This is a genomic window from Christiangramia qingdaonensis (assembly GCF_048381525.1).
GTDB lineage: Bacteria > Bacteroidota > Bacteroidia > Flavobacteriales > Flavobacteriaceae > Christiangramia.
The window spans coordinates 1,289,119-1,292,300 of sequence record NZ_JBLWIM010000012.1; the positions used below are offsets into that span (position 1 = coordinate 1,289,119).

General features: G+C 37.6%; 2 protein-coding genes. Both read left to right on the plus strand.

Annotated elements, in window-relative coordinates:
- Nucleotides 1-69: 69 nt before the first annotated feature.
- Complete coding sequence (locus ACNI3T_RS10900; protein WP_418227802.1) at nucleotides 70-858, plus strand: polysaccharide biosynthesis/export family protein; 789 nt, start codon at nucleotides 70-72, stop codon at nucleotides 856-858.
- On the plus strand, nucleotides 858-3,182 hold a 2,325-nt coding region (locus tag ACNI3T_RS10905; RefSeq protein ID WP_418227803.1), incomplete at its 3' end, for a polysaccharide biosynthesis tyrosine autokinase. The genes ACNI3T_RS10900 and ACNI3T_RS10905, both read left to right, overlap by 1 nt.

The window sequence follows — 3,182 nt, forward strand, 5'->3', positions numbered from 1 at the left end:
TAATTCCATCCCAAAGTTTCGTTATTTGCTCGTAAAAACTATATTTGTTAAAACAATGTGAAGCCCTTTATGCGATTTAAATCTTTTTTGTTTTTATTCGCTGCAGTACTAGCCTTAACCTCCTGCGTATCTACAAAGCAGATGTCCTACCTTCAGGAATATGAAGAGGATGTAGACAGCATAATCCAGGTTCAGCGATTGCGCAAGCCCTACCGAATTCAGGTAGGAGACCTTTTAAGTATAAGAGTTAAAGCATTAGACCAGGATATTGTAGGTATGTTCAATCCCATCGGGAGTGAAAACCCAAATGCAACTACAGAAGAATCAGTTTATTTCGATGGCTTTACGGTGGACGATCATGGGAATATTCGTGTTCCTACCATGGGAGAGATCAATGTTCTTGGATTTACTGAAAAGGAGGTGCGTGAAAAAATAGAAGAAAAATTACTTGAAGAATATTTTAAACAAGAGGCAAATATATTCGTTACTGTAAAACTGGCAGGAATACGTTATACCACTTTGGGTGAAATAGGTCAGGGGAGTCAGGTAGTTTACAAGGATCAGGTTACCATAATGGAGGCTATCGCGAATGCCGGTGGGATTTCAGACTATGGAGATCGTGAAAATGTGCAGATCATTAGACAATACCCACAAGGTGAAGAAGTTCATGAAGTAGATGTTACAGATATAGATATTATGAAAAGTCCCTACTATTATATACAGCCTAATGATATGATTGTAGTTAACCCATTACCAAGAAAGGCATTAGGCCTTGGTACAACTGGACTTGAAGTATTTAGGACTGTTGTGAGTCTTGTGACCCTGGCAACTTCAATTTATTTCTTAACTACCCGATAATGGCACATGAAGATGATCACATATCTGATGTAGGTTCCACCTTTGATTTTAAGGGGTTTATCCTTAAAATTATAAGTTACTGGAAATTAATTCTACTTTCTATTGGTATAAGTTTCGCGGTAGCCTACTATAATAATGTGAGAAAATTACCAGTATACCAGCTTGGTAATATGATATCGATTAAAGATGATCAGAATCCTTTCTTTACCTCAAATACAAGTTTAACCTTTAACTGGGGAGGTACTTCAGATAAGGTTAATACAGCTATGACCATTCTCAGGTCCCGTTCGCATAATGAAGAGGTGGTAGAAAAACTTCAATTTTATATCAACTATCTTCAGGATGGAGAGTACCAGCAGACAGATGCCTATGGGTATACGCCATTTAAGGTTTATGCAGATACTTCAGCTTTTCAGGCCAATAATGTGACCTTGATTGTTACGTCTATAGACGATTTAAGTTATAATTTGAAGGCTAGAGTACCTGCAAACCTAACCAGGACCAGTTACAGAACAAAGGAAACTGATAACAGACAGGTAGAAGCACGTAATTTTGAACGCAATTTTAAATTCGGTGAGCACCTAAACTTGCCATTTTTTTCAGGTATAATTGAGCGCACAGAGCAGCCGTTGCAGGCAGGTAAAAAATTTTATGTGAGTTTTACTCCTTTTAATGGAGCTGTGGGCAGGTACAGAAATGTAAATGTTTATCCTCAATCTCAGGGCTCATCAGTGTTGAATTTAAGTCAGGTTGGATTGAACAAACCACGACTAGTGGATTACCTCAACGGTTCGGTAGCTGTACTTAGTGAGAACATGCTGGAACGAAAAAATCTTTTTGCGACTAAAACAATTCGCTTTATAGATAGTAGCCTTGCTGTGCAGTCCGCAGAATTGAAACTGGTCGAGGATGAACTGAATGAATTTCGTAATGAGAAAGAAATCCTGGATATCTCTGCCGAAAGTGGTGAATTATCTGCAAAACTTTCAAAGCTTGACGTTCAGAAAGAAACTATTCGACGCCAATTAACCTATTATGATAATTTGGAAACTTATCTTCAAACCAGGGATGATTATTCTAGTGTTCCCGCTCCTTCCGTAGCAGGTATAAATGAGGGTAGTATTGCCAGCGGTGTTAGTAAAATTATTCAGCTAGCCGAAGAGCGACAGAATTATCAATATACCTTAAAAGAAAACTCCCCGGTTTTTGATGATATTGATCGACAGATAAATTCCGTTAAATCTATTCTTCTGGAAAATATCAATTCATCAAAAGGTCTTTTAAGATCAGAGCTAAATGATATTAATCGGCAGATGAGCCTTTTTGAGGAAGAAGTGAAAAAACTCCCTCAAGAGGAGCAGGATCTACTTAAGATACAGCGAAAATATAGTATTAGCGAGAATACCTATAATATGTTCCTCGAAAAACGCAGTGAAGCGGGGCTTATAAAGGCGGCAAACGTTAGTGACGTTATGGTTATCGATAAAGCCAAGGATACAGGTGGTGGGCAAATAGGCCCTGACACACAACTGAATTACGTTATGGCAGTTCTGGTAGGAGGACTTATTCCGCTTAGTTTTGTATTTCTGTTAGTTTTTCTAAATACAAATATTCATAATGCCCAGGAAATTACGAGGCTTTCACCTATTCCAATTCTTGGTTTGATAGGAAGAAATAAAACTGAATCTAACCTTTCAGTATTTAATTCTCCAAAATCCTCTATTGCTGAAAGTTTTAGAGGATTAAGATCCAGTTTGCAATTTATGTATAAACGCCAGGGAGTAACTGGTTCCAAAACTGTTATGATTACCTCTTCGGTTTCAGGAGAGGGTAAAACTTTCTGTGCCATGAACCTGGCTACAGTTTTTGCTCTGAGTGAAAAGAAAACCGTCCTGATAGGGGTGGATCTTAGAAAGCCTAAGATCTTCGATGATTTTGAATTAAATAATGATCTGGGAATCGTTAATTACTTAATAGATCAGGCAACCATTGATGAAATTATTCAGCCAAGTAAAATTCCATACCTTGATGTGATCACTTCGGGTCCGGTACCTCCCAATCCATCAGAATTGTTACTTACAAAAAAGATGGATAAACTTATAGATAACTTGAAGAAAGAATACGATTATATTATTCTGGATACTCCACCAATCGGGATGGTAGCAGATGCATTAAACCTGGTTAAACATGCTGATGCGACGTTATATCTGGTTAGACAGGACTATACAAAAAGAGGTATGCTGGAAACCATTAATCAGAAATATGCCAAGGAGGAAATCAAAAATATTAGTTTTGTGCTGAACCATTTTGTACACAGTGCAAAA